This is a genomic window from Micromonospora sp. C28ISP2-4 (assembly GCF_030519385.1).
GTDB lineage: Bacteria > Actinomycetota > Actinomycetes > Mycobacteriales > Micromonosporaceae > Micromonospora > Micromonospora tulbaghiae.
The window spans coordinates 332,269-354,664 of the sequence record NZ_JAUMKG010000003.1; the positions used below are offsets into that span (position 1 = coordinate 332,269).

The window sequence follows — 22,396 nt, forward strand, 5'->3', positions numbered from 1 at the left end:
ATTCCCGAGTGTCACGGTCGCTTCCAATGATTCACCAGAACGGCTTCTTCGGAGGGGAATTGCTCATATTTCGGCAGTTGGTCGCCGCGATGCCGCCACCGAGGCCCCGGCTTGTCCTTTGCCTCTCCGCCGCGACGACAATTGTTCGCGCCGCCCGATCTGGTGAATCACCTATACCTGCTGGGCGAGGCCCTGTGTCTTGCCGTCGCTGACAGTTCAGCGGGCACCGCGAGCGCGTGGCGGAACACCATCAATTTCAGCAGGGCCTCGCAGCCGAGCGACGCAACCAGTGCCCAGGCCGCTCCCGCCAGGCCCTGGGTCGAGATCAAGATCAGGCTGATGGCGACGTTGAAGACCAGCATGGCGAGGCTCACCGCAAGCTGCCGGCCGAACTTGCGTGTCGCGGAGATGGCGCCGTTGAGGAAGAAGAGGGCGCCGCTGAAACCCACCGATGCCGCGAGGATCGCCAGGAGATGGCCCTGCTGCGCGTACGCGCTCCCATAGACGAGCCGAAGCGCCGCGTTTCCTCCGAACAGCGCGGCAGCCACGGCAACCGCTCCTAGCGCGAGGGACCCGAGAACGAGACGCGCGGTCAGGGTGGACAGGGCTCGGTAGGCGCCACCCGAGTAGAGCTCGGACATCTTCGGCAGTGCCGTCTGGGCTACTCCGGCGAAGAAGATGTTGGTTACCACGGTGGCGTATGCCACCACCGCGAAAACACCCAGGGCGCCCGTCCCCAGTCGGTGCTCCAGGAGGTAGCGGGGCACGTTGCCGCTGAACGAGTTCAGGCCGGATGCGAGTCCGACGGGCAGCGCGATCCGCACCAGCGTTCCGCCCCTCTTGATTGCTTTCCAGATGGGACGGGTGGCGCCCGACGGTGCCATCGACCCCGCTCTTCCGGCTGCGTATCGGCAGTAGACCAGGGAGCCGAGTGTCGAACCGGCGACGGAACCCGCGGTGGTCCAGCCGATGTCTCGCGTCAGGCGGAGCAACACAGCCATGATCAACAGGGTTGCGACATTGTTGATGATCATCGACGTGGCGACCAGCCGCATGCGCAGCAGTTGCTGGAACCGGCCGCAGTAGATGTCACCGACTCCGTCGATGGCTTTGGCGACGCCGATGAGCATGATCACCGTGCCGTCGCCGGAGCCGCGAGTGACGGCGACGACGCCGATGGCAGCCACCGCCACCGCCATCGCCGCGGTTCGAAGACGCAGGTACTCCCGGAAAGCGAATCGCCCCGATGTGTCGGTCACCAGCACGACCCGTAGCCCGAGACTGGCCAGAAGAATCACCGGTGCGGTGGTGGCGAGGCCGAAGGCATACTGGCCAACCATCGTCGGGCTGCCGTAGCGGGCCAGCATGGCGATGATCCCCCACTGGGCGGCGGCGCTTCCGAACAGGCCGAGCAGGTTCCAGGCAACGTTGCCGATCTGATCGGGAAGGCGCAGGTTGACCCGGCGGGTGGCCGGCCTGCGTGGTCCCGCAGTGGTCTCCACGACCGCTCGCCCCTGGGTGGGGCTCTGGCTAGGGGCCACCAACGTCTCCCGACATTGCCCGGGGCGGCCCGTCGCTACCGAACTGGCTTCTGGAAGCTGACGCGATCCCGGCGGCGTCGAGCGACGTTTCTGTGGGCGCGCGTTGGGTGAGGCCGGTTCCGCCGCCTTTCGAGCTTCGTCCGACAGCCGAGTGCGCTTCGCGGGCCGAGCTGCGGGATGTCCGAGCAAGAACGACGAGGACCGCCAACGGGGCACCCGTCTTCACCATGAACCACCAGACGTTGCCGAGGTCGCTACCGAGGGCGAGAATCACGGACACGCCGCCGATGGCACTGAACACGGCAGCGCCGAGGTCGGTTCTGGTCAATGCCAGAGCGTAACGCCGCCGGGCAGCCCGAACCGCGAACCCGAAGACGGCGTACGACACGATCACGCCAGCCGGGCCGAAATTCAAGAGAGCCTCACCCCCGAGACCGTAGATCCGCGATGATTGCCGGACGGAGGCGTAAGTTCCCTCCCCGAACACCATGTCGGTGCCGAGCTGGGATTTGTCCCTGAGCCACTCGGGGTGCAGAGTGTCGGGAACGAGGAACTTCACCGATGCCAGATAGCTGAGGCCGTATCCCAACGGCGCGGTTGCTGCCTGCTGGCGTTCGAGGACGACCGCCTGGATGTCCGCACGGCCGAGGTCACCGAGAAGCAGGGCCGGGAGGGTGCGCCCGGTCTCGTCGCCGAGTTCGACGACCGAACGACCGTCCGAGCCGGCCCGTACGATCTCGCTTCCGGTCGCCTTGTAGACACCATAGACATACATGAAGGCCATGAAGGCGACGGCCATGGGGACGAGCGTCCGGCGCGCGATGGGCCGCACCACCAGATGTACGACGACGAGCCCGACGAGAAGCGGCCAGATCGTGTTGCTACGGGAGCCTCTCAACCCGCCGGCCAGGAACTGCGCTGCGGCGAAGGCCAGAAATGCGGCTGCCAGAAGATTCGGCCGCGACGCCAGCTTCCCTCGGTAGCGGATCGCCACTACCACGAACCCGACGAAGGGGAAGGACTCACCGACGAGCAGCAGCCAGCCCTGTCCGGCGAAGCCGAGCCTGTCGTCGGCGGCCGTGTCGAGGTAGGCGATGGGCCCGCCGAACTTGGCGAGGATGGCCGCGAATCCGATCAGACCGATGACGAAAGCCAGCAAGCCGAGCCGGGCGAATCGCCGCACGTCCAGCGACCACACCATGTGCCGACGGACGCGACGTCCGTTCGGCAGGTCGACGCAAAGTCGGTAGGCCACAAGGCCGAATACGTTGAGGGCCGCCATGGCCCCGAGGCCCGATCGCCAGTCCTCCAACGGAGGTATTTCGGGCGCCCAGTAATCCAGCAGCACATGAAGGATGGGTGCCAGGTAGAAGAAGTGAAACCCGAACAGACCGACGAGCGCCTGCGGATCGAACAGATCGAGCCGTTTCGCGGCGCAGGCCACAACGTCTGGCGCCATGAGTATGCCGCAGAGAGTGACGGGGATCAGATACCAGTGCCAGAGCCGGTCGTCGACGGCGGCCAAGATCGCGCTGCTGAGGGCAGGCAGCAGGATCGCAGGGAGCCATCGCCCGTCGTATCCCAGCCGAGGTGAACGTGTTCCGGCGGGCTGCGTCGCCATTCTGCCTCCTCTGGCGTTGGATCCCGCTCGTTGCATCACTCAGCGCCGGGGACCGGGGCCAGCCGCAGGTGGGAGCGATGCCCCGGTGCGGCCGGACGTCCCGGCCCGTTCGGCGGATCGGTCACCTGTGCCGAGCCGGTTGCGGACCAGCCGGCGCCGGCCGGGTCATGCCCCGGACGGCACTCTCGGTCGCCTCCCGGACCGAGCGGTAGAAGTCGGCGCGGCGCGGCGTGAGAACGTCCCGCGAGTAGCGCCTCGCCCGGTCGAGGTTGCGGCCGGAGGCCGACGCCATCCGCTCTGGATCGCCGGTCATTCGGCGTACGGCCTCCGCCAGGGCGTCCGGCGAGTTCGGTTCCACCAGATCGTCGGGGGGGAGTAGCTCGGGGATTCCGCCGACGCGGGTGCCGAGCGCAGGCAGCGCCCGGGCCATACCCTCGATGAGCGCCTTGGGGAGGCCCTCGGTCCGGGAGGGCATCACGATGACGTCAGCCTCGTCGAGCCGAGCGTGCAGCGGTTCGCCCGGAGCAACCCAGCCGGCGAAGCTCACCCGCTCGGTCACGCCGTGCGCTGCGGCCAACCGCTCCAGATCGGGTTGGTACCGGCCGCCGCCGAGGTGCGTCAGCCGGACACGGACGCCGGACGCGGCCAGGCGGGCCACCGCCAGGATGAGGCAGTCGATGCCCTTGTACAGCTGGTCGAGGGTGCCGACGCTCACCAGGTGGGCCTCGGCGGTGCGACATCGGGCGACCGGACGCGGAGCGGCGACGAAGGCGGTGGGCGGAAGGTCGATGGTGGAGATCGCGGCGGTCACCGCGTCGGGGGCGGCTGGATAGCGGCTCTGGAGGTGCTGCTCTGTCACGTAGGAGACGGCTGCGGCCGATCGGCAGTCCCGGCGTAGCTGGGTGCTGAACTTCTGCCGCAGCAGCGGGCGCAGCGGATGGCTGAGGACACCGGGTCCGAGCACGTCGTACGGGTCTCCGATGACCTCCAGCGCGTAAGGCAGCCCCTGCCGGCGGCGGTTCCGGGCGAGCAGGGATCCGAACGCGGACGGCGCCCGCACGATCACCGCGTCGGACGGCCCGGCCGCGGCGGCGACGGCGTGGCCGATGCGCCGGCGTTGCCGGAGGTACTGCCGAGATCCCAGGTAGTACGGCAGGGCGTGCACGTCGACCCGGGGTCCGTCGACGCGCACCATCCCCTCGGGGACGCTGTCCTGGTCGGCGATCCGAGCCATGATCCGGACCTCGTCGAAGGCGCTCAGGTAGCGCTGCCAGAAGCCGTAGGCGGGCACGTGCATCGTCCACACCCGCCCGTCCGGCGTCCGGACGAGTCGGGACTCCGTGCTGACGACAACCCTCATTGACGGAAACCTCCAAGAGCGGGCCGTGGCCCGGGCGGGGTGGGGACAGTTCCTGGCCGAGACGTCGCGCGTCGCCGGGAAGCGGTCAGCGCTTGGCGAGGAAGCTGTCGAGCGTGTCGAAGAGTCGCTCCGCGGCCCCGCCGGCCAGGGTCGACCCGCTCGGCAGTGAGATGCCGGTGGCGAAGAGGCGGTCCGCGGCGCCGGTCACGACGGCTTCGCGGCCGAGGTGGGCCGGCTGACGATGCATCGGCTTGAACATCGGGCGGCTCTCGATGTCATGGCGCGCGAGGTGTTCGGCCAACTCGTCCGCCCGCCACCCCGCCTCGCCGGGATCGACGATCAGCGAGGTGAGCCAGCAGTTCGATCCGGGATCGCCGTCACCGAGGATGCGTGTGCCCGGGACGGTGGCGAATAGTTCGGCGTACCGCTTCCGGATCGCCCGGCGGCGCTCGATCATGCCGGTCAACCGTCGTAGCTGTGCTCGCCCGAGCGCGGCGAGCAGGTTGCTGAGCCGGTAGTTGTAGCCGATCTGCTGGTGCTCGTAGTGTGCGACCGGCTCCCGGGCCTGGGTGGCGAGATGACGCGCGCGATCGATCAGATCTGCGTCGTCGGAGATCAGCATCCCACCGCTCGACGTGGTCATGATCTTGTTGCCGTTGAAGGAGAAGACTCCCACCTGCCCGAAGGTGCCGGCATGCCGGGCCTTCCGGGTCGCGCCGAGAGCCTGGGCGGAGTCCTCGACGAGCGGCACTCCGAACTCGGCGCAGATCGGCGATATCCGCTCGTAGTCGGCGCAGGAGCCGTTGAGGTCCACCGTCACCACGGCCGCCACCCGGCGTCCCTGTGCCCGAAGCCTGCCGAGCAGCGGTGGCAAGAGGCCGGGGTCGAGGTGGCCGCTGTCGGCATCGCAGTCCACGAAGATCGGTTCGGCGCCGGTGTAGGTCACGACGTTGGCGGTCGCCACGAACGTCATGGTGGGCACCACGACCACGGAGCCCGGGCCGGCTCCGGCCACCGTCAATGCCAGGTGAAGAGCGGCGGTGCCGGAACTCACCCCGACCGCGTGCCCACTGCCCACCCGCTCGGCCACCTCGCGTTCGAAGGCGTCGAGATCGGGCCCGGCGGGCGCGACCCAGCCGGAGCGGACCGCCGAGAGGATCAGCGCTTCCTCGGCCGGACCGACATCCGGCGGGGAGAGGTATATGCGTCCCAGGCTTCTCGCCCCGTCCTGCCGGGGAGCGGATCGAGCTGCCAATGGATGGTTCTGGGCCACGGTGCTGGTCTCCGTCACGAAGGTGATTGCTTCGGGCAGCACGCTGGGAAGCGTTACCACACGTGAATCGGGCCGTTGCGACCTCGGTCGCGCCCGGTCCATTGGTTCAACGTGCCGACGGAGGTGGCGTTACGGTGTCCGGGCGGATCACGTCGGCGTACCCACCCAGCGTTCAGCGGGCATCGGGCAACGTGCCGCGGTACTCGGGGAAGAACTCCGAGGAGGCCGACCACGCCGGATCCCGCCGCATGCCCTCCTGTCGGTGCGCGGAACACAGCTGTCCGTACGTCTGCTCGTCGATCACCCTCGTGCCGAGGTGGAACGGCACCAGCCCTGCGGGGGCGAAGGCCCGCTTGTACCGGAAGATGCCGTCGTCGGGGGTGTAACCGCCACCCAGGACGAACCTGGTCCGGCCCTGGGCGCGCCCCCAGCGGCAGATCTCGACCTTGAGCAGATCGTTGGGCCGAAGATCGAAGGCGGCCTGATCGGTTCCGCCGAGATACGAGAAGAGACTCAGTGCGGACACCAGCACCAGTTCCGTGGAGACGACCTTCCCCTCGTGCAACGCGTGGAAGAAGGCGAACTGTCCCGGCAACTCGTCGATGATCCGGGCGAAGAAGTCACGGGGAAAGTAGTAGCCACTGGCGGCCGCCCGCCGGTCCATCGTGCTCTCGTAGATGCCCAGGAAGTCGTCGAGCCGCGCGCCGACGAGGTCGACCTCGACCGTCACTCCGTTGCGGCGAGCCTTGTTGACGTTCTTTCGCACCTTGTGGTCGAACTCCCGCCACATCTCCTCGTCGCTGGTCCGCAGGTCACGCACCACGTTCAACTGCTTCTCCCGGACCGGACCCGGCGGGGAGAGCCGCTCGTCGTCGAACAGGGACAGCCGGGTGACCTCGGACACCACGTGGCGGCGGGCGCAGAAGGCGTCGAACGCCTCCCAGAACTCCTTCGCCTCCCGCTCGTCCGTGTCCTTCTGGAAGGCGCCGCCGTAGCCGTACGGACTGGTGATGTCGTGATATCGACCGGATGGCACGCCCAGGTGCGGCGCGTCGACCGGGCGGAGCAGGAACGGGTACAGCACGAAACCGTGCTCGGTCCGGGCGTACGCGGCCAGCGGCTCGTCCTGCGGTCCGGCGAACAGCCGGAGGTAGGCCGGGTGGGCGAAGACCTCCCGCCGGTCCCAGTCCCGGTGCAGAGCACGCCAGCGCTCGTCGTCGGCCGGTCTGCGGGCGTCCAGGATCTCCAGTCGCATCTGCGCTCCCCCGTCGCCGGGACACGGCCGCCCCGATGGCGGCCGGCCACGCGTCGTCCGTTCTGGGTAACGAGGATCGGCCGGGACGGTGTCGACAGGTGGCCCGGCGGCGTCAGGGCCAGTCGTCGCCCGCTTCGAGGCGCGCGCTGAGCAGCGCCGACAGTGGAAGGGACTCCCCGTCGCGCCCGCCGCGGCCGATGACGAGTGAGGGCGTGGACGGCTCGGGCCGGGCGCCGAGCAGCCGGGGGCGCAGGCCGGCCGGCACGGTCAGCAGGTAGTACCGGCCCTCGGTGTCCACCGCCCGGCTCCGCGCCCGGTCCACGTACCAGCCGACCAGCGGGGTCCGGTAGCGGCCGCGTCCGCTGTAGGGCGTGGCCACGAGCCGCTCGGTGCGCAGGCCCCGCCGGGCGGCGTCGGCCGCGAACCGGGCGACCAGCTCCGCGGCCTCGGCCTGCTCCGCGGCGCGCTGCCGGGCGTCGGCCTCGGCGTGCGCCCGCACCGCGTGGCGTCGCCGCTCCCGCCACCGCTCGTCGTCGTCGGCACCCACGACCGCGAGGGTACGCCCACAACCGCGCCCGCCCGACCCGGCCGCTCCCGGGAGGACCGCCGGGCCGTCGCGCCGCCACCTGCCGCCCGGCACGGATCGTCTAGAGTGCTGACGTCCGTCGCGCCCATCGAGGAGCCTGGTTCGTGCTGCACATCCGGGTGATCGCACCAGCGGACCGCTCGTCCGACATCGCCGACCTGCTGGCTGCGGACCCCGGCGTGACGCACCTCGTGGTGTTGCCGGGCGCGGCCCGTCAGCCGGCCGGCGACTACATCACCTGCGACGTGGTCCGGGAGAGCGCCGACGGTGTCCTGCGCCGGCTGCGGGAGATGGGCGTCGAGGGGCGCGGGGCGATCGCCGCCGACGACGTGGAGCTGACCCTCTCGGCCGCCGCGGACCGGGCCGCCGAGGCGGCCCCGGGTCACGGTGACGACGCCCTGATCTGGGACGAGGTCGCCGCGAAGACGGGCGAGCAGACGGTGCTCACCGGCATCTTCCTGGCGCTGATCGTCGTCGCCACCATGATCGCCGGTATCGGGGTGCTGCTCGACCAGCCCATTCTCATCGTCGGCGCGATGGTCGTCGGTCCGGAGTTCGGCCCGCTCGCGGCGCTCTGCGTGGCGCTGCTGCGCGGCAAGGGGGGTGTCGCCGTCCGATCGGTGCAGGCGCTCGTCGTCGGCTTCGTGGCGGCGATGCTCGCGACGGTGGTCAGCACCCGGGCGCTGGACGCGGCCGGTCTGGTGAGCCGGGAGATGCTGCTGGCCGAGCGGCCGCTGACCGACTTCATCTGGCGTCCGGACGCCCTGTCGTGGGTGGTCGGCCTGCTCGCCGGCATCGCCGGGATGCTGTCGCTGACCTCGAAGAAGTCCGGCTCCCTGGTCGGCGTGCTGATCTCGGTGACCACCGTGCCGGCGGCCGCGAACGTGGCGGTCGCCGCCGCGTACGGCGTCTGGCACGAGGCCGCCGGTTCCGCGCTCCAGCTGGTCATCAACCTGGCCGCCATCGTGCTGGCCGGTCTGCTCACGCTGCTGGTCCAGCGCTCCTGGTGGCGGTGGGTGGCGCGGCGGGCCGGGCGGCCGGTGCCCCGGCAGCGGGCCGAACGTGACCCGGCGTCCGCCGGGAGCGACCGCCCGCGTCGCGACGCCGGATGAGACGGACCGGCCCGCGCCCGGCCGGCCGTCGTCCAGCGGGCGGCGCGCGCCCGGGCCGATCCAGCGGCCGCCGGTCGGGCTGACGCGTTCGTGGCGTCGGCCCGACCAGCGGCCGCCGCCGTCAGGCCAGGCCGGCCCGGCGCAGCGCCTCCGCCATCGCGTCGTTGACCGGCGCCGCCGCTCCGCCACCACGTCCCTGCCGCTGCGACGGACCACCGCGCGAGCCGCCCCGATCGCCCTGGCCGCCACGCCGGCCGCCGGCGTCACCGCGCCGGCCACCGCCGTCACGGCCCTGGCCACCGCCGTCACCGCGCGGGCCGCCGCCGTCACTGCGCTGGCCGCCGCCGTCACCGCGCTGCCCGCCGCCGCGCCGGCCGCCGCGCTGCTCTGCGCCCGGACCGCCGGTCGCGGTCCGGCCGCCGGCCGGAGCCTCGTCGTCCAGCCGCAGCGTCAGCGAGATCCGCTTGCGCGGCACGTCCACGTCGAGCACCCGGACCTTGACCACGTCGCCGGACTTCACCACGTCGCGCGGGTCCTTGACGAAGGTGTGCGACATGGCCGAGACGTGCACCAGGCCGTCCTGGTGCACGCCCACGTCGACGAACGCGCCGAACGCGGCCACGTTCGTCACCACGCCCTCCAGCACCATGCCCGGGGTCAGGTCGCTGATCTTCTCCACGCCCTCGACGAACGTCGCGGTGCGGAACTCCGGGCGCGGGTCGCGACCGGGCTTCTCCAGCTCGGCCAGGATGTCGGTGACGGTGGGCAGGCCGAACGTGTCGTCGACGAAGTCGGTCGCGCGCAGGCCGCGCAGGATGGCCGACTTGCCGATCAGCGCCCGCAGATCCTGTCCGGTGGTGGAGAGGATGCGACGCACCACCGGGTACGCCTCGGGGTGCACGCTGGAGGAGTCGAGCGGGTCGTCGCCACCGGGGATGCGCAGGAAGCCGGCGCACTGCTCGAACGCCTTCGGCCCGAGCCGCGGCACCTTCTTCAGCTCGGTCCGGGTGCGGAACGGCCCGTTGGCGTCGCGGTGCAGCACGATGTTCTCGGCCAGCCCGGCGCCGATGCCGGAGACCCGGGTGAGCAGCGGCGCGGAGGCGGTGTTGACGTCCACGCCGACCGCGTTGACGCAGTCCTCGACCACCGCGTCGAGCGAGCGGGACAGCTTCACCTCGGACAGGTCGTGCTGGTACTGCCCGACGCCGATCGACCGCGGGTCGATCTTCACCAGCTCGGCCAGCGGGTCCTGGAGGCGGCGGGCGATCGACACCGCGCCGCGCAGCGACACGTCCAGGCCGGGCAGCTCCTGCGAGGCGTACGCGGAGGCGGAGTAGACCGACGCGCCGGCCTCGGAGACGACCACCTTGGTGAGCTTCAGCTCCGGGTGCTGCTTGATCAGGTCACCGGCGAGCTTGTCGGTCTCCCGGCTGGCGGTGCCGTTGCCGATCGCGACCAGCTCGACGCCGTGCGCGGCGGCGAGCGTGGCGAGCGTGTGCAGCGACGCGTCCCACTGCCGGCGCGGCTCGTGCGGATAGATCGTGTCGGTGGCGACCACCTTGCCGGTGGCGTCGACCACCGCCACCTTCACGCCGGTGCGCAGGCCCGGGTCGAGACCCATCGTCGCCCGCGCCCCGGCCGGGGCGGCCAGCAGCAGGTCACGCAGGTTGGTGGCGAAGACCCGCACGGCCTCCTCCTCGGCCGCCTGCCACAGCCGCATCCGCAGGTCCGCACCCAGGTGGATGAGGATCCGGGTACGCCAGGCCCAGCGCACCGTGTCGGCCAGCCACCGGTCGGCCGGGCGCCCCTGGTCGCTGATGCCGAAGCGTCCCGCCACGGCGGCCTCGTAGCGGCTCGGTCCGGTGGCGGTGTCGGCGTCGCCCTCGGCCTCCGGGTCCATGGTCAGCTCCAGCACGCCCTCCTTCTCGCCCCGGAACATGGCGAGGATGCGGTGCGAGGGCAGCTTCGGGTACGGCTCGGCGAAGTCGAAGTAGTCGGCGAACTTCGCGCCGGCAGTCTCCTGCCCGTCGCGTACCCGGGAGACCAGCCGGCCCCGCGACCACATCTGCTCGCGCAGCGTGCCGATGAGGTCGGCGTCCTCGGCGAAGCGCTCGATCAGGATGGCCCGCGCCCCGTCCAGGGCGGCAGCCGCGTCCGCGACGCCCCTGTCCGGGTCGGCGAACCCGGCGGCCACGGTCTTCGGGTCCTGGGCCGGATCGGTCAGGAGCGTGTCCGCGAGCGGTTCCAGCCCGGCCTCGCGGGCGATCTGCGCGCGGGTACGTCGCTTCGGCTTGTAGGGCAGGTAGATGTCCTCCAGGCGGGACTTCGAGTCGGCGGCGAGGATCTGCGCCTCCAGCGCCTCGTCGAGCTTGCCCTGGCTCCGGATCGACTCCAGCACCGCAGCGCGCCGCTCGTCCAGCTCGCGCAGGTAGCGCAGCCGCTCCTCCAGCGTGCGCAGCTGCGCGTCGTCGAGCAGGCCGGTGGCCTCCTTGCGGTAGCGGGCGATGAACGGCACTGTGGCGCCGCCGTCGAGCAGCTCGACTGCCGCCCGTACCTGCCGTTCGGCGACGCCGAGTTCCTCGGCGATCCGCTGGTGCACAGACTGGGTCACGATCTGATCCGCCTTCTCGGGTGGGTTCCGTCGTGCATTCTGCCCGCTGCCGCCGCGCGCGCCGCACCGGCCGCACGGCGGGCCGGACCGATATCCCGAAAACGGACTTCCGGTCTCAGAAACCCCTCTAGCCTCCAATCAGGTGATTTCCTACGGTTGTCTGGAGCCCGGGTGAGCGCTGAGAAAGTGGTCGTCATCGGTCAGGGGTACGTCGGCCTCCCGCTGGCCATGCGGGCCGTCGAGGCCGGCTTCGACGTGGTCGGGCTGGACGTCGACGCCGACCGGGTCAAGCGGCTCGCCTCCGGCGAGTCCTTCGTGGAGGACATCCCCGCCGACCGGCTGGGCCGGGCGCTCGGCAGCGGCCGCTACCTGCCGAGCACCGAGTACGCCGACGCCGAGGGTTTCGACGTCTGCGTGATCACCGTGCCCACGCCGCTGCGCGACGGCACCCCGGACCTGAGCTACGTGGAGCAGGCCGGCCGGGGCATCGGCCCGTACGTGCGGCCGGGCAGCACCGTGGTGCTGGAGTCGACGACGTACCCGGGCACCACCGAGGAGCTGCTGCGTCCGCTGCTCGAATCGGCCAGCGGGCTGCACGCGCCGGGCGACTTCCACCTCGGCTACAGCCCGGAACGCATCGACCCCGGCAACCCGACCTGGCGGCTGGAGAACACACCGAAGGTCGTCGCCGGCGTGGACGAGCCCTCGCTGGCGCGGGTGGACGGGTTCTACCGCCGGATCGTGGAACGGACCGTCCCGGTGTCCTCCACCCGGGTCGCGGAGCTGACCAAACTGATCGAGAACACGTTCCGTCAGGTGAACCTGGGCCTGATCAACGAGCTGACGGTGCTCTCCCACCACCTGGGCATCGACGTCTGGCAGGCGATCGACGCCGCGGAGACGAAGCCGTTCGGGTTCATGCCGTTCCGGCCCGGCCCGGGTGTCGGCGGACACTGCCTGCCGATCGACCCCTGCTACCTGTCCTGGCAGGTCAAGCGGCGCCTGGGCCGCCAGTTCCGGTTCATCGAGCTGGCCAACGACGTCAACCACGAGATGCCCGAGCACGTGGCGCAGCGGGTGATGGCCGGCCTGAACCGCACCGGTCGTGCCGTCAACGGCGCGCGCCTGCTGATGCTCGGCCTGGCGTACAAGAAGAACACCGGGGACATGCGGGACTCACCGGCGGTGGACGTCGCCCGGCGGCTGTGCGACCTCGGTGCGGACGTCCGCGCGGCCGAGCCGTACGCCGAGGCGCACCAGATCCCGGGTGGCGTGCTCGTCGTGCCGCTGACCGAGCAGGAGGTCGACGCGGCCGACGCGGTGGTGGTCACGACCGACCACGACGTCTTCGACTACGAGATGGTGTCCCGGCGGGCCCGCTACGTGTTCGATGCCCGCAACCGGTGCTCCGGACCGGTGGTGGAGCGCCTCTAGGCACACCCTGCCCGGCCCGCCGCCGGCTGCGCTAGCGTGGCGATCATGGAGGCACCTGCGGATCCGCGGGCCCGGCGGCTGTTCGGTGGCAGCGCCCGGGCACTCGGCGACCTGGCCGCCGGCCCGTTCCGGGCCGACCGGGACCGGATCGTCGGATCGCCGTTCTTCGCCCGGCTGGGCGGCGTGACCCAGGTGATCAGCCCGGGTGGGTCCGGGCTGCTCGTGCACAACCGGCTCACCCACAGCCTGAAGGTGGCCCAGGTGGCCCGGGCGATAGCGGAGCGGCTGAACGCCGACCCGGCCCACCGCGACCTGCTGGAGAAGCTCGGCGGCTGCGACCCGGAGGTGGTGGAGGCCGCCGCGCTCGCGCACGACCTCGGGCACCCGCCGTTCGGGCACCTGGGGGAGCGGGTGCTGGACCGGCTGGCCCGGCAGCGCCTCGGGCTGGCCGACGGCTTCGAGGGCAACGCCCAGTCGTACCGGATCGTCACCAGCACCGAGATCCGCGGCGCGGCGACCACCGGGCTGGACCTGACCGCGGCGGTCCGGGCGGCCATGCTGAAGTACCCGTGGACCCGCCTGGACCATCCCGACCCGCACCCGCGTCACCTGGACCCCCCGCCCCGGGGCGCGGCGGCGCCGCCGGAGGATCCGGAGAGCGGGTCGGTGAAGTTCGGCGCGTACCGCACCGAGCTGGACGACCTGCGGCAGGCACGGGAGCCGTTCACCGGGCGGATCCCGGACTGGCAGCAGACCCCCGAGGCGTCGGTGATGGACACCGCCGACGACATCGCGTACGCGATCCACGACGTGGAGGACTTCTACCGTGTCGGGGTGCTCCAGCAGGGCGCGGTGGCGGCCGAGCTGATGGCTTGGCAGCGGGAGTGCGGTCACCTGCGGTCGATCACCGCTTCGGCGCTGGAGGCGGCGGGCCGGCGGCCGGGCGTGGCGATCGAGCGGCTGCGCCGGCAGCTGCACCGCAAGGACGGCTGGATCGCCGACGACGAGGCGTTCGCCGCCGCTGTCGAGCACGTCCGCGAGGAGCTGGTCGAGGGGCTGCTGGCGCTGCCGTTCGACGGCTCGATCGAGGCGGAGCAGTACGTGGCCCGGTTCTCCGCCCGCTGGTCCACCCGCTTCGTGGACGCCATCACCGTGACACCGGATCCGGGGGTCCGCTCCGGGTACGTGCTGCTGGCGAAGGCGCAGTGGCACGAGGTGCAGGTGCTCAAGTTCGTGCATCACCGGTTCGTGCTGGCCCGCCCGGACCTGGCCCTGCACCAGCGCGGCCAGGCCCGGCTGCTGGGCACGCTGGTGGAGGCGCTCTGGGAGTGGCTGCTGGACCCGGACGAGGAGTCCCGGCTGCCGCGCCGGCTGCACGACCTGGTGGAGCTGGCCGAGGCGGAGCTGCACCCGCGTACCCCGGACCGGATCGGCCGAGCCCGGGGCCGGGCCATCATCGACTTCGTCGCGCAGCTCACCGACGGTCAGGCGGTGGCGATGCTCGACGCGTTGTCGGGCCGCTCGGGCGCGCTGTGGACGGACGCCTTCGTGCTCTGAGCCGGCCGAGAGCACGAGGCGACCGCGCCACCCAGGGGCCGCGCCGGATCAGGCGACCGACTGCCACCACCCGTCGACCGCCGGCGGCTCGTCCACCACCACCCGCTCGCCGGGGCGCGGCACGGCGAGCCGGACGTCGCGCGCCTTCGCCTCGGCCCAGAGCCGGTCCACCGGCTCGGACCAGTCGTGCAGGGCCAGGTTGAACGTGCCCCAGTGCACCGGCACCAGCAGTCCGCCGCGGACGTCGAGGTGGGCGGCGACCGCCTCCTCCGGGAACATGTGGATGTGCGGCCACGCCCTGTCGTACGCGCCGATCTGCATCAGCGTCACGTCGAACGGGCCGTGTTCGGCGCCGATCGCGGCGTACCCGTCGAAGTAGCCGGAGTCGCCGGTGTAGAAGACGCTCCGGTGCGTACCGGTGATCGTCCAGGAGCTCCAGAGCGTGCCGTCGCGGCGCAGGCCACGTCCGGAGAAGTGCTGCGCGGCGGTCGCGGTGAGCGTCAGCCCGCCGGCCCGGTGGCTCTCGGACCAGTCCAGCTCGACGATGCGGTGCTCCGGTACGCCCCAGCGGGCCAGGTGGGCGCCGACGCCGAGCGGCACCACGAACGGCGCGGACTGGAGATCGGCCAGTGTGCGGACGGTCTCCATGTCCAGGTGGTCGTAGTGGTCGTGCGAGATCAGCACCGCGTCCAGCGGGGGCAGCTCGGTCAGGCGGACCGGCGGCTCGTGGATGCGCCGCGGGCCGACCAGGCCGGACGGGGAGCACCTGTCGCTCCACACCGGGTCGAGCAGGACCCGGTGCCCCTCGATCTCGACGAGCGTGGAGGCGTGGCCGTACCAGATGACGTTCAGCTCGCGGGCCGGGTCGCCGGCCGGCGCGGCGGCCGGGCGCAGCAGCGGCACCGGGCTGCCCGGCCGCCGCTTCTGCTTGCCGAAGATCAGCTCCCGGACGAGGTTGCGGCCCGGGTCGGCGACCATCGTGGCGCTGGCGCCGGCCGGGTTGTGGAACGTGCCGTCGTGGAAGCGCGGTGACCGGGCCGCCCGTTCCGCCCGGGCGCCGGTGAGCCGGCCACCGAGCTGGGCGGGTACGTCCCGCGCCACCCAGGCCAGCCCGGCGACTGCGGCCAGCCCGGCGAGCTTCCACACCCGCCCGCCGCGCGTCCGGTCCGGTTCCCGCCCCGTTGGTTGCCGCATGCTCGTCCCTCCGCCGTGTCCCGTCGTACACGGTAACCACCCTCGTCCCGGTCCGCCCACGCGACGGTCCGCCCGGTCAGGGCAGCCGGCGGCGCACCGCGGACGCCACAGTCGCCGCGCGCCCGCCGACGGCGCGGACCACCTGGGACACGTCGGGCACCCATCCGCCGCGGACCGCCTCGCCGGCCGGGTTGGGCGTGAACACGATGCCCTGGTGCGCGGCGACCGGCTGCCGGGTCAGCCCGGCCAGGCGCATCAGCGGCCCCACCAGCACGTCGTACACGCCGGGCAGGGCGGTGAAGCCGAAGCGCATGATCACGTTGAGCCGTCCCACCGAGACCTCCCGGCGCGGCCGGTCGAGGCAGTGCGCGATGGCCCGGGCCACCCGTTCGGGCGAAGCGATCGGGGGTGGCGGCCGGCCGATCCGGCCCAGGTAGTTGGCCGCCTGCCGGTAGACGGGTGTGTCGACGCTGCCCGGGTTGACCAGGCAGATCGCGATGCCGGGTGTCTCCCGCGCCTCCTGCTGGAGGGTGCGGGCCAGTCCCTGCAGGCCCCACTTGGCTGCCACGTAGCCGCTCATGTAGGGCGCGGTGATGTGCCCGAGCACCGAGCCGGTGAGCACCAGCGTGCCGCCGCCGGCGTCCCGGAACCGGCGCAGCGCCTCCCGGGCCACAGCGGCGGCGGCCAGCAGGTCGGTGCGGACCACCTGCTCGAACACCTCGGCCGGGGTCTCGTCGAAGCGGCCGTATGCCATCACCGCGGCGGTGTGCACCCAGGCGTCGACGCGGCCGAACTCGGCCCGCGCAGCGTCGGCCAGCGCGGCCACCGCGCCGGGCGCTGTCACGTCCGTCGGTACGGCGATCGCCGTCGCGCCCGCGGCCCGGCACTCGTCGCGCACCTCGTCGAGCGTGGCGGGGGAGCGGGCCGCGAGGACCAGCCGGTCTCCGCGGCCCGCCAGCTCGCGGGCGGTCGCCCGGCCGATCCCGCTGGTCGCGCCGGTGACGACCACCGTCCGGGTCACGGCGCGAGCACGACCTTGACGCAGCCGTCCTCCTTCTTCTGGAACATCTCGTACGCGCGCGGCGCGTCGGTCAGCGGCAGCCGGTGGGTCCGCAGGTCCTCCACGCCCAGCGGGTCGTCGTCGCGCTCCAGCAGCGGGATGATGTCGTCGACCCAGCGCCGCACGTGGCACTGGCCCATGCGCAGCTGGATGCCCCTGTCGAACATCTCCATCAGCGGCATCGGGTCCTGCTCGCCGCCGTACACGCCGGAGATCGACACGGTGCCGCCGCGCCGCACGGCCTTGAGCGCGGCGTGCAGCACCACGAGCCGGTCCACGCCGGCCTTGTCGGTCATCGCCTGGGCCAGCTTGTCCGGCAGCAGCCCGGCGGCGGTCTGCGCCATCTTGCCCAGCGGCGCGCCGTGCGCCTCCATGCCGACCGCGTCGATCACGGCGTCCGGGCCGCGTCCGTCGACCAGGTCGATGAGCGTGCCCGGTACGTCGTCGAGCTGGCTGACGTCGAGCACCTCGATGCCGTGCCGCCGGGCCATCTCCAGCCGCTCGGGGACCAGGTCCAGCCCGATCACGCGGCCGGCGCCCAGGTGGCGGCCGATCCGGGCGCAGAACTGCCCGACCGGGCCGAGCCCGAACACGGCGAGCGTGCCGCCGGGCGGGGTGTCCGCGTACTTCACCGCCTGCCAGGCGGTGGGCAGGATGTCGGACAGGTAGAGCCAGCGCTCGTCCGGGCCGCTGTCCGGGATCTTGATCGGGCCGAACTGCGCCTGCGGGACGCGCAGGTACTCGGCCTGACCGCCGGGGACCGAGCCGTACAGCGAGGTGTAGCCGAACAGGGACGCGCCCTTGCCCTGGCTGGTCACCTGCGTGGTCTCGCACTGGGCGTAGAGCTGCCGCTCGCACATCCAGCACGAGCCGCAGGAGATGTTGAACGGGATGACCACCCGGTCGCCCTTCTTGAGCCGGGTCACCCCGGGTCCGACCTCCTCGACGATGCCCATCGGCTCGTGCCCGAGGATGTCGCCGGGCTGCAGGTACGGCCCGAGCACCTCGTACAGGTGCAGGTCGGAGCCGCAGATGGCGGTCGAGGTGATCCGGACGATCGCGTCGGTCGGCTCCTCGATCCGGGGATCCGGGACGTCCTCGACGCGAACGTCCCGCTTGCCGTGCCAGGTCAGTGCCTTCATGCCTGTATGTCCCCTCTCCGGTGCCGTCCCTCGGACTGCTACCCGGCAGGGGGCTGTTGAATCGGCGGCGCCGGCAGCCTGATACCCCGGTCAACGGCGACCGCCGCGCCCCCGGATGCGGGGCGCGGCGGTCGCGTGGGTTGGTGGCCGCGTGTCAGGAGCCGGCGCGCTTGGCCGTCGCCTTCAGGTAGTCCCGGTTGAGCCGGCCGATGGTGTTCAGCGGGATGCCCTTCGGGCAGGCCGCCGCGCACTCGCCGATGTTTGTGCAGCCGCCGAAGCCGGCCTCGTCGTGCGCGTCCACCATGCCGATCACCCGGGTGTAGCGCTCCGGCTGGCCCTGCGGCAGCAGCGAGAGCTGGGTGATCTTCGCGGCGGTGAACAGCATGCCGGAGCCGTTCGGGCAGGCCGCCACGCAGGCGCCGCAGGCGATGCAGGCAGCCGACTCGAAGGCGGCGTCCGCGTCGGCCTTCGGCACCGGCACGGAGTGCGCCTCCGGGGCGCTGCCGGTCGGCGCGGTGACGTAGCCGCCGGCCGCGATGATCTGGTCGAACGCGTTGCGGTTGACCACCAGGTCCTTGACGACTGGGAAGGCCCGGGCCCGCCACGGCTCGATGTCGATCGTGTCGCCGTCGGAGAACTGCCGCATGTGCAGCTGGCAGGCGGTGGTGCCGCGCTGCGGGCCGTGCGCCTCGCCGTTGATCATGAGGCTGCACATGCCGCAGATGCCCTCGCGGCAGTCGTGGTCGAACGCGACCGGCTCCTCGCCGTCGAGGATGAGTCGCTCGTTCAGTACGTCGAGCATCTCCAGGAAGGACATGTCAGGGGACACGTCCTGCACCGGGTAGGTCACCATCCGACCCTTGTCCTCGGGGCCGGTCTGGCGCCAGATGCGCAGGGTCAGGTTCACTTGTAGCTCCGCTGCGTGGGGTGGACGTATTCGAAGGTCAGGTCTTCCTTGTGCAGCACGGGCTCACCGGTGCCGGTGTACTCCCACGCCGCCACGTAGGCGAACCGGTCGTCGTCGCGCTGCGCCTCGCCGTCGGGCGTCTGGTGCTCGGCCCGGAAGTGGCCGCCGCAGGACTCCTCGCGGTGCAGGGCGTCGATGCACATCAGCTCGGCCAGCTCGAAGAAGTCGGCCACCCGGCCGGCCTTCTCCAGCGACTGGTTGAGCCCCTCGCCGTCGCCCGGGACGCGCACCCGCTGCCAGAACTGCTCACGCAGCGCGCGGATCTCGTCGATCGCCTTGCGCAGCCCGGCCTCGGAGCGCTCCATGCCGCAGTGCTCCCACATGATCTGGCCCAGCTCGCGGTGGAACGAGTCCACGGTGCGGTCGCCGTTGATCGCCAGCAGCCGCTTGATCCGGTCCTCGACGTCGGTACGCGCCGCGACCGCCTCGGGGTGGCTCGCGTCGACCTTGTCCAGCGGGCCGGAGGAGGCCAGGTAGTTGGCGAGCGTGTTCGGCAGCACGAAGTAGCCGTCGGCCAGGCCCTGCATCAGCGCCGAGGCGCCGAGCCGGTTCGCGCCGTGGTCGGAGAAGTTGGCCTCACCGATCACGAACAGGCCGGGGATGCTCGACTGCAGGTCGTAGTCGACCCAGAGGCCGCCCATCGTGTAGTGCACGGCGGGGTAGATCCGCATCGGCACCTGGTACGGGTCCTCGCCGGTGATCCGCTCGTACATCTCGAAGAGGTTGCCGTACTTGGCCTCGATGGCCTTGCGGCCGAGCCGGTTGATCGCGTCGGCGAAGTCCAGGTAGACGCCGAGGCCGGTCGGGCCGACCCCACGCCCCTCGTCGCAGACGTTCTTCGCGGCGCGGGAGGCGATGTCGCGGGGGACCAGGTTGCCGAAGGACGGGTAGATCCGCTCCAGGTAGTAGTCCCGCTCGTCCTCGGGGATGTCCCGCGGGCTGCGCTGGTCGCCCTTGGCCTTGGGCACCCACACCCGGCCGTCGTTGCGCAGCGACTCGCTCATCAGGGTCAGCTTCGACTGGTGGTCGCCGGAGACCGGGATGCAGGTCGGGTGGATCTGCGTGTAGCAGGGGTTGGCGAAGTACGCGCCCTTGCGGTGCGCCCGCCAGGAGGCGGTGACGTTGCAGCCCTTGGCGTTCGTGGAGAGGTAGAAGACGTTGCCGTAGCCGCCGGAGGCGAGCACGACAGCGTCGGCCATCTCGGTGCTGATCTCGCCGGTGACCATGTCGCGGACCACGATGCCGCGCGCGCGGCCGTCGACGAGGACCAGTTCGAGCATCTCGTGGCGGGCGTTCATCTCCACGTTGCCCAGGCCGATCTGCCGCTCCAGCGCCTGGTACGCGCCGAGCAGCAGCTGCTGGCCCGTCTGGCCCCGCGCGTAGAAGGTGCGCTGCACCTGGGCACCGCCGAAGGAGCGGGTGTCCAGCAGGCCGCCGTACTCGCGGGCGAACGGCACGCCCTGGGCCACGCACTGGTCGATGATGTTCACCGACACCTCGGCCAGCCGGTGCACGTTCGACTCGCGGGAGCGGAAGTCGCCGCCCTTGACCGTGTCGTAGAACAGGCGGTGCACCGAGTCGCCGTCGTTGCGGTAGTTCTTGGCGGCGTTGATGCCGCCCTGCGCGGCGATCGAGTGGGCCCGGCGCGGGCTGTCCTGGTAGCAGTAGGACTTCACCCGGTAGCCCTGCTCGGCCAGCGTGGCGGCGGCGGAGCCGCCGGCCAGGCCGGTGCCGACCACGATCACCGTCATCTTCCGGCGGTTGGCCGGGTTGACCAGCTTCATCTCGAAGCGGTGGCGCTCCCACCGCGTCTCGATCGGGCCGTCCGGGGCCCGGGTGTCGGCGATCGGGTCGCCCTCGGTGTAGAGATCCATGTCAGGCCACCAATCCGGTGATCACGGCGAACGGGACCAGCAGGTAGCCGCCGACGAGCGCGACGGCGAAGACGAGCGCGGCGATCCGGGCCCGGCGCTCACCCTTGGGCGTCTGCTGGCCGAGGCTGCGGAACGCGCTGAAGGCGCCGTGGCGCAGGTGGAAGCCGAGGGTCACCAGCGCGAGGGTGTAGAAGAGCGTGACGTACCAGCGCTCCGGCGCGAAGTCGGCGACCACGTTGCCGTACGGGTTCGACGGGTCGCCCTGCGGGTTCAGGTGACCAGTGGTCAGGTCCAGGATGTGGTAGATCACGAAGAGCAGGATGATCACACCACCCCAGCGCATCGTGCGGGCCGCGTAGTTCACGTGGATCTTGCGGCGGTGCGCGTACTTCACCGGGCGGGCGGCCCGGGCGCGCATCGCGAGCACGGTGGCCGCGCCGATGTGCCCCAGGACGGCGAGGGTGAGCACCGTGCGCTGGATCCACAGGAACCACGTCGTCGGCAGCAGCGGCGTGCCGATGTCCCGCAGCCAGTGCGCGTAGTGGTCGAACGAGGTCTCGCCCGTGAAGATCTTCAGGTTGCCGACCATGTGCAGGATCAGGAACAGCACCAGGATGATGCCCGTCACCGCCATGACGGCCTTGAGGCCGACGTTCGAGCGGATGGGCGACCGAGTTTTCGTGATTACCACGCGGTCGACGCTAGGAGCACTTCGATCAGGCGTCCAATGCATCGAAATCGCAGTGTTGATAGCCGTAAGCTATGTAGATGCAGCTCCATCAGCTTCGGTACTTCGTAGCGGTCGCCGAAGTACGACATTTCACCCAGGCAGCCGATCTTGTCGGCATAACCCAGCCCTCGTTGAGTAAGCAAATTCACGCGCTGGAGACCGACCTGGGGGCCCCGCTGTTCGAGCGGGTAAGGGGCAACATCACACTCACCGCGGCCGGTGAGGTGCTGCTGCCGCTGGCCAAGCGGATCCTCGCCGACGTGGAGACCGCCACCCGCGAGGTGCAGGAGCTGGTGGGGCTGCGCCGCGGGCGGGTCCGGCTCGGTGCCACGCCCAGCCTGGCCACCTCGCTCGCCCCGCCGGTGCTGCGCCGGTTCCGCGACGCGTACCCCACAGTCGACCTGCGGGTGGAGGAGGGCGGCTCGCAGGACCTCGTCCGGGACCTGCTCCGCGGCGACCTCGACCTCGCGCTGATCATCATGCCGTCGACCGGCACCGACCCGGGGCTGCGCGCCGACCCGATCCTGCGCGAGAGCCTGGTGGTCGCCTCGGTCGACCCGCTGCCGGGTGCCTCGCCCGCCGGGGAACTGCGCATCACCGACCTGCGCGACCAGCCGCTCGTCATGTTCCGCGAGGGCTACGACCTGCGCGACGCCACGCTCCAGGCGTGCCGGGCCGCCGGGTTCGAGCCGACCCTGTCCGTCGACGGCGGGGAGATGGACGCGGTGCTCAGCTTCGTCGAGGCCGGGCTCGGCGTCGCGCTGGTGCCGGGCATCGTGGTGGCCCGCCGCGCCGGCATCCGGGTCACCCGGCTCGTGCCGCCCGGCGTCCGCCGGACCATCGCGGTGGCCCGCCGCCGCGACGTGGTGCCCACCCACGCCGGGCGCGAGCTGCGCCGCATCCTCCTGGAGTACGTCCACGACGCCACCGCCACCGCCGCCCTCCCCCCAGGCGTAGAACCCCTCTAGCCCCGCCCCCCTCCCGCGCGATCTTGCAGTTTCGGCCCCGGCGGAAGGTGCGAATGCCACTGGGCGGGGGCACCAAGTGCAAGATCGACGGGGTGGGGGCAGGGCGGGGCG

General features: G+C 71.6%; 17 protein-coding genes. 4 read left to right on the plus strand and 13 right to left on the minus strand.

The genetic code is table 11. The features are described 5' to 3' along the window. Positions 1–167 precede the first annotated feature (167 nt). The 6 genes from Q3W68_RS14810 to Q3W68_RS14835 form a co-directional block, all read right to left on the minus strand. Complete coding sequence (locus Q3W68_RS14810) at positions 168–1,502, minus strand: lipopolysaccharide biosynthesis protein (protein ID WP_302905974.1); 1,335 nt, start codon at positions 1,500–1,502, stop codon at positions 168–170. 28 nt (positions 1,503–1,530) lie between these two features. Continuing rightward, positions 1,531–3,162 (minus strand): hypothetical protein, encoded by a 1,632-nt coding sequence (locus Q3W68_RS14815; protein ID WP_302905975.1) that lies wholly within the window; start codon positions 3,160–3,162, stop codon positions 1,531–1,533. 121 nt (positions 3,163–3,283) lie between these two features. Continuing rightward, positions 3,284–4,522: a glycosyltransferase family 4 protein gene (locus Q3W68_RS14820; RefSeq protein WP_302905976.1), complete on the minus strand. Its 1,239-nt coding sequence runs from the start codon at positions 4,520–4,522 to the stop codon at positions 3,284–3,286. Between the two features lie 85 nt (positions 4,523–4,607). Beyond that, on the minus strand, positions 4,608–5,837 hold the full coding sequence (locus tag Q3W68_RS14825; RefSeq protein ID WP_368045740.1) for a DegT/DnrJ/EryC1/StrS family aminotransferase: 1,230 nt from the start codon (positions 5,835–5,837) through the stop codon (positions 4,608–4,610). Between the two features lie 130 nt (positions 5,838–5,967). Next, positions 5,968–7,050 carry a GNAT family N-acetyltransferase gene (locus Q3W68_RS14830; protein ID WP_302905977.1) on the minus strand — a complete coding sequence of 361 codons (1,083 nt, stop codon included), beginning with the start codon at positions 7,048–7,050 and terminating at the stop codon, positions 5,968–5,970. A gap of 112 nt (positions 7,051–7,162) precedes the next feature. Continuing rightward, positions 7,163–7,597: a hypothetical protein gene (locus Q3W68_RS14835; RefSeq protein WP_302905978.1), complete on the minus strand. Its 435-nt coding sequence runs from the start codon at positions 7,595–7,597 to the stop codon at positions 7,163–7,165. Between the two features lie 143 nt (positions 7,598–7,740). On the opposite strand from Q3W68_RS14835, the gene Q3W68_RS14840 reads away from it, so the two are divergent. Further along, complete coding sequence (locus tag Q3W68_RS14840) at positions 7,741–8,748, plus strand: DUF389 domain-containing protein (RefSeq protein WP_302905979.1); 1,008 nt, start codon at positions 7,741–7,743, stop codon at positions 8,746–8,748. A gap of 121 nt (positions 8,749–8,869) precedes the next feature. On the opposite strand, the gene Q3W68_RS14845 is transcribed toward Q3W68_RS14840, so the two are convergent. Further along, positions 8,870–11,359, minus strand: a complete 2,490-nt coding sequence (locus tag Q3W68_RS14845; RefSeq protein WP_302905980.1) for a Tex family protein — start codon at positions 11,357–11,359, stop codon at positions 8,870–8,872. Positions 11,360–11,530: 171 nt separating this feature from the next. Here Q3W68_RS14845 and Q3W68_RS14850 point away from each other — a divergent pair, with 171 nt between their 5' ends. Together Q3W68_RS14850 and dgt are read left to right on the plus strand one after the other, a co-directional pair. Continuing rightward, entirely contained in the window at positions 11,531–12,793 is a 1,263-nt protein-coding gene (locus tag Q3W68_RS14850) for a nucleotide sugar dehydrogenase (RefSeq protein WP_302905981.1), read from the plus strand. A 45-nt stretch (positions 12,794–12,838) separates the two neighbouring features. Further along, complete coding sequence (dgt, locus tag Q3W68_RS14855; protein WP_302905982.1) at positions 12,839–14,350, plus strand: deoxyguanosinetriphosphate triphosphohydrolase family protein; 1,512 nt, start codon at positions 12,839–12,841, stop codon at positions 14,348–14,350. 48 nt (positions 14,351–14,398) lie between these two features. On the opposite strand, the gene Q3W68_RS14860 is transcribed toward dgt, so the two are convergent. From Q3W68_RS14860 to Q3W68_RS14885, 6 genes are all read right to left on the minus strand, one after another. Beyond that, entirely contained in the window at positions 14,399–15,544 is a 1,146-nt protein-coding gene (locus Q3W68_RS14860) for an MBL fold metallo-hydrolase (protein WP_302905983.1), read from the minus strand. 76 nt (positions 15,545–15,620) lie between these two features. Beyond that, positions 15,621–16,565, minus strand: a complete 945-nt coding sequence (locus Q3W68_RS14865; protein ID WP_302905984.1) for an SDR family NAD(P)-dependent oxidoreductase — start codon at positions 16,563–16,565, stop codon at positions 15,621–15,623. After that, the gene (locus Q3W68_RS14870) at positions 16,562–17,746 is read right to left on the minus strand and encodes a zinc-dependent alcohol dehydrogenase (protein ID WP_302905985.1); all 1,185 of its coding nucleotides are present in this window, start codon (positions 17,744–17,746) and stop codon (positions 16,562–16,564) included. The genes Q3W68_RS14865 and Q3W68_RS14870 overlap by 4 nt, the downstream gene beginning before the upstream one ends. 154 nt (positions 17,747–17,900) lie before the next feature. Then, positions 17,901–18,653, minus strand: coding sequence for a succinate dehydrogenase/fumarate reductase iron-sulfur subunit (locus tag Q3W68_RS14875; protein ID WP_302905986.1), 753 nt, complete (start codon positions 18,651–18,653; stop codon positions 17,901–17,903). Beyond that, a complete protein-coding gene (locus Q3W68_RS14880; RefSeq protein WP_302905987.1) occupies positions 18,650–20,587 on the minus strand; it encodes a fumarate reductase/succinate dehydrogenase flavoprotein subunit in 1,938 nt (645 codons plus the stop codon). Before Q3W68_RS14880 ends, Q3W68_RS14875 begins: the two co-directional genes overlap by 4 nt. A gap of 1 nt (position 20,588) precedes the next feature. Further along, on the minus strand, positions 20,589–21,272 hold the full coding sequence (locus tag Q3W68_RS14885) for a succinate dehydrogenase cytochrome b subunit (protein WP_302906195.1): 684 nt from the start codon (positions 21,270–21,272) through the stop codon (positions 20,589–20,591). Between the two features lie 83 nt (positions 21,273–21,355). Between Q3W68_RS14885 and Q3W68_RS14890 the strand changes: the two genes are divergently transcribed. Continuing rightward, positions 21,356–22,285, plus strand: a complete 930-nt coding sequence (locus tag Q3W68_RS14890; protein WP_302905988.1) for a LysR family transcriptional regulator — start codon at positions 21,356–21,358, stop codon at positions 22,283–22,285. Positions 22,286–22,396 lie beyond the last annotated feature (111 nt).

Coding starts and splice junctions, on each gene's coding strand:
- Q3W68_RS14815 (WP_302905975.1), bottom strand. CDS start 3,162: ATGGCGACGCAGCCCGCCGGAACACGTTCACCTCGGCTGGGATACGAC.
- Q3W68_RS14820 (WP_302905976.1), bottom strand. CDS start 4,522: ATGAGGGTTGTCGTCAGCACGGAGTCCCGACTCGTCCGGACGCCGGAC.
- Q3W68_RS14830 (WP_302905977.1), bottom strand. CDS start 7,050: ATGCGACTGGAGATCCTGGACGCCCGCAGACCGGCCGACGACGAGCGC.
- dgt (WP_302905982.1), top strand. CDS start 12,839: ATGGAGGCACCTGCGGATCCGCGGGCCCGGCGGCTGTTCGGTGGCAGC.
- Q3W68_RS14860 (WP_302905983.1), bottom strand. CDS start 15,544: ATGCGGCAACCAACGGGGCGGGAACCGGACCGGACGCGCGGCGGGCGG.
- Q3W68_RS14870 (WP_302905985.1), bottom strand. CDS start 17,746: ATGAAGGCACTGACCTGGCACGGCAAGCGGGACGTTCGCGTCGAGGAC.
- Q3W68_RS14880 (WP_302905987.1), bottom strand. CDS start 20,587: ATGGATCTCTACACCGAGGGCGACCCGATCGCCGACACCCGGGCCCCG.
- Q3W68_RS14890 (WP_302905988.1), top strand. CDS start 21,356: ATGCAGCTCCATCAGCTTCGGTACTTCGTAGCGGTCGCCGAAGTACGA.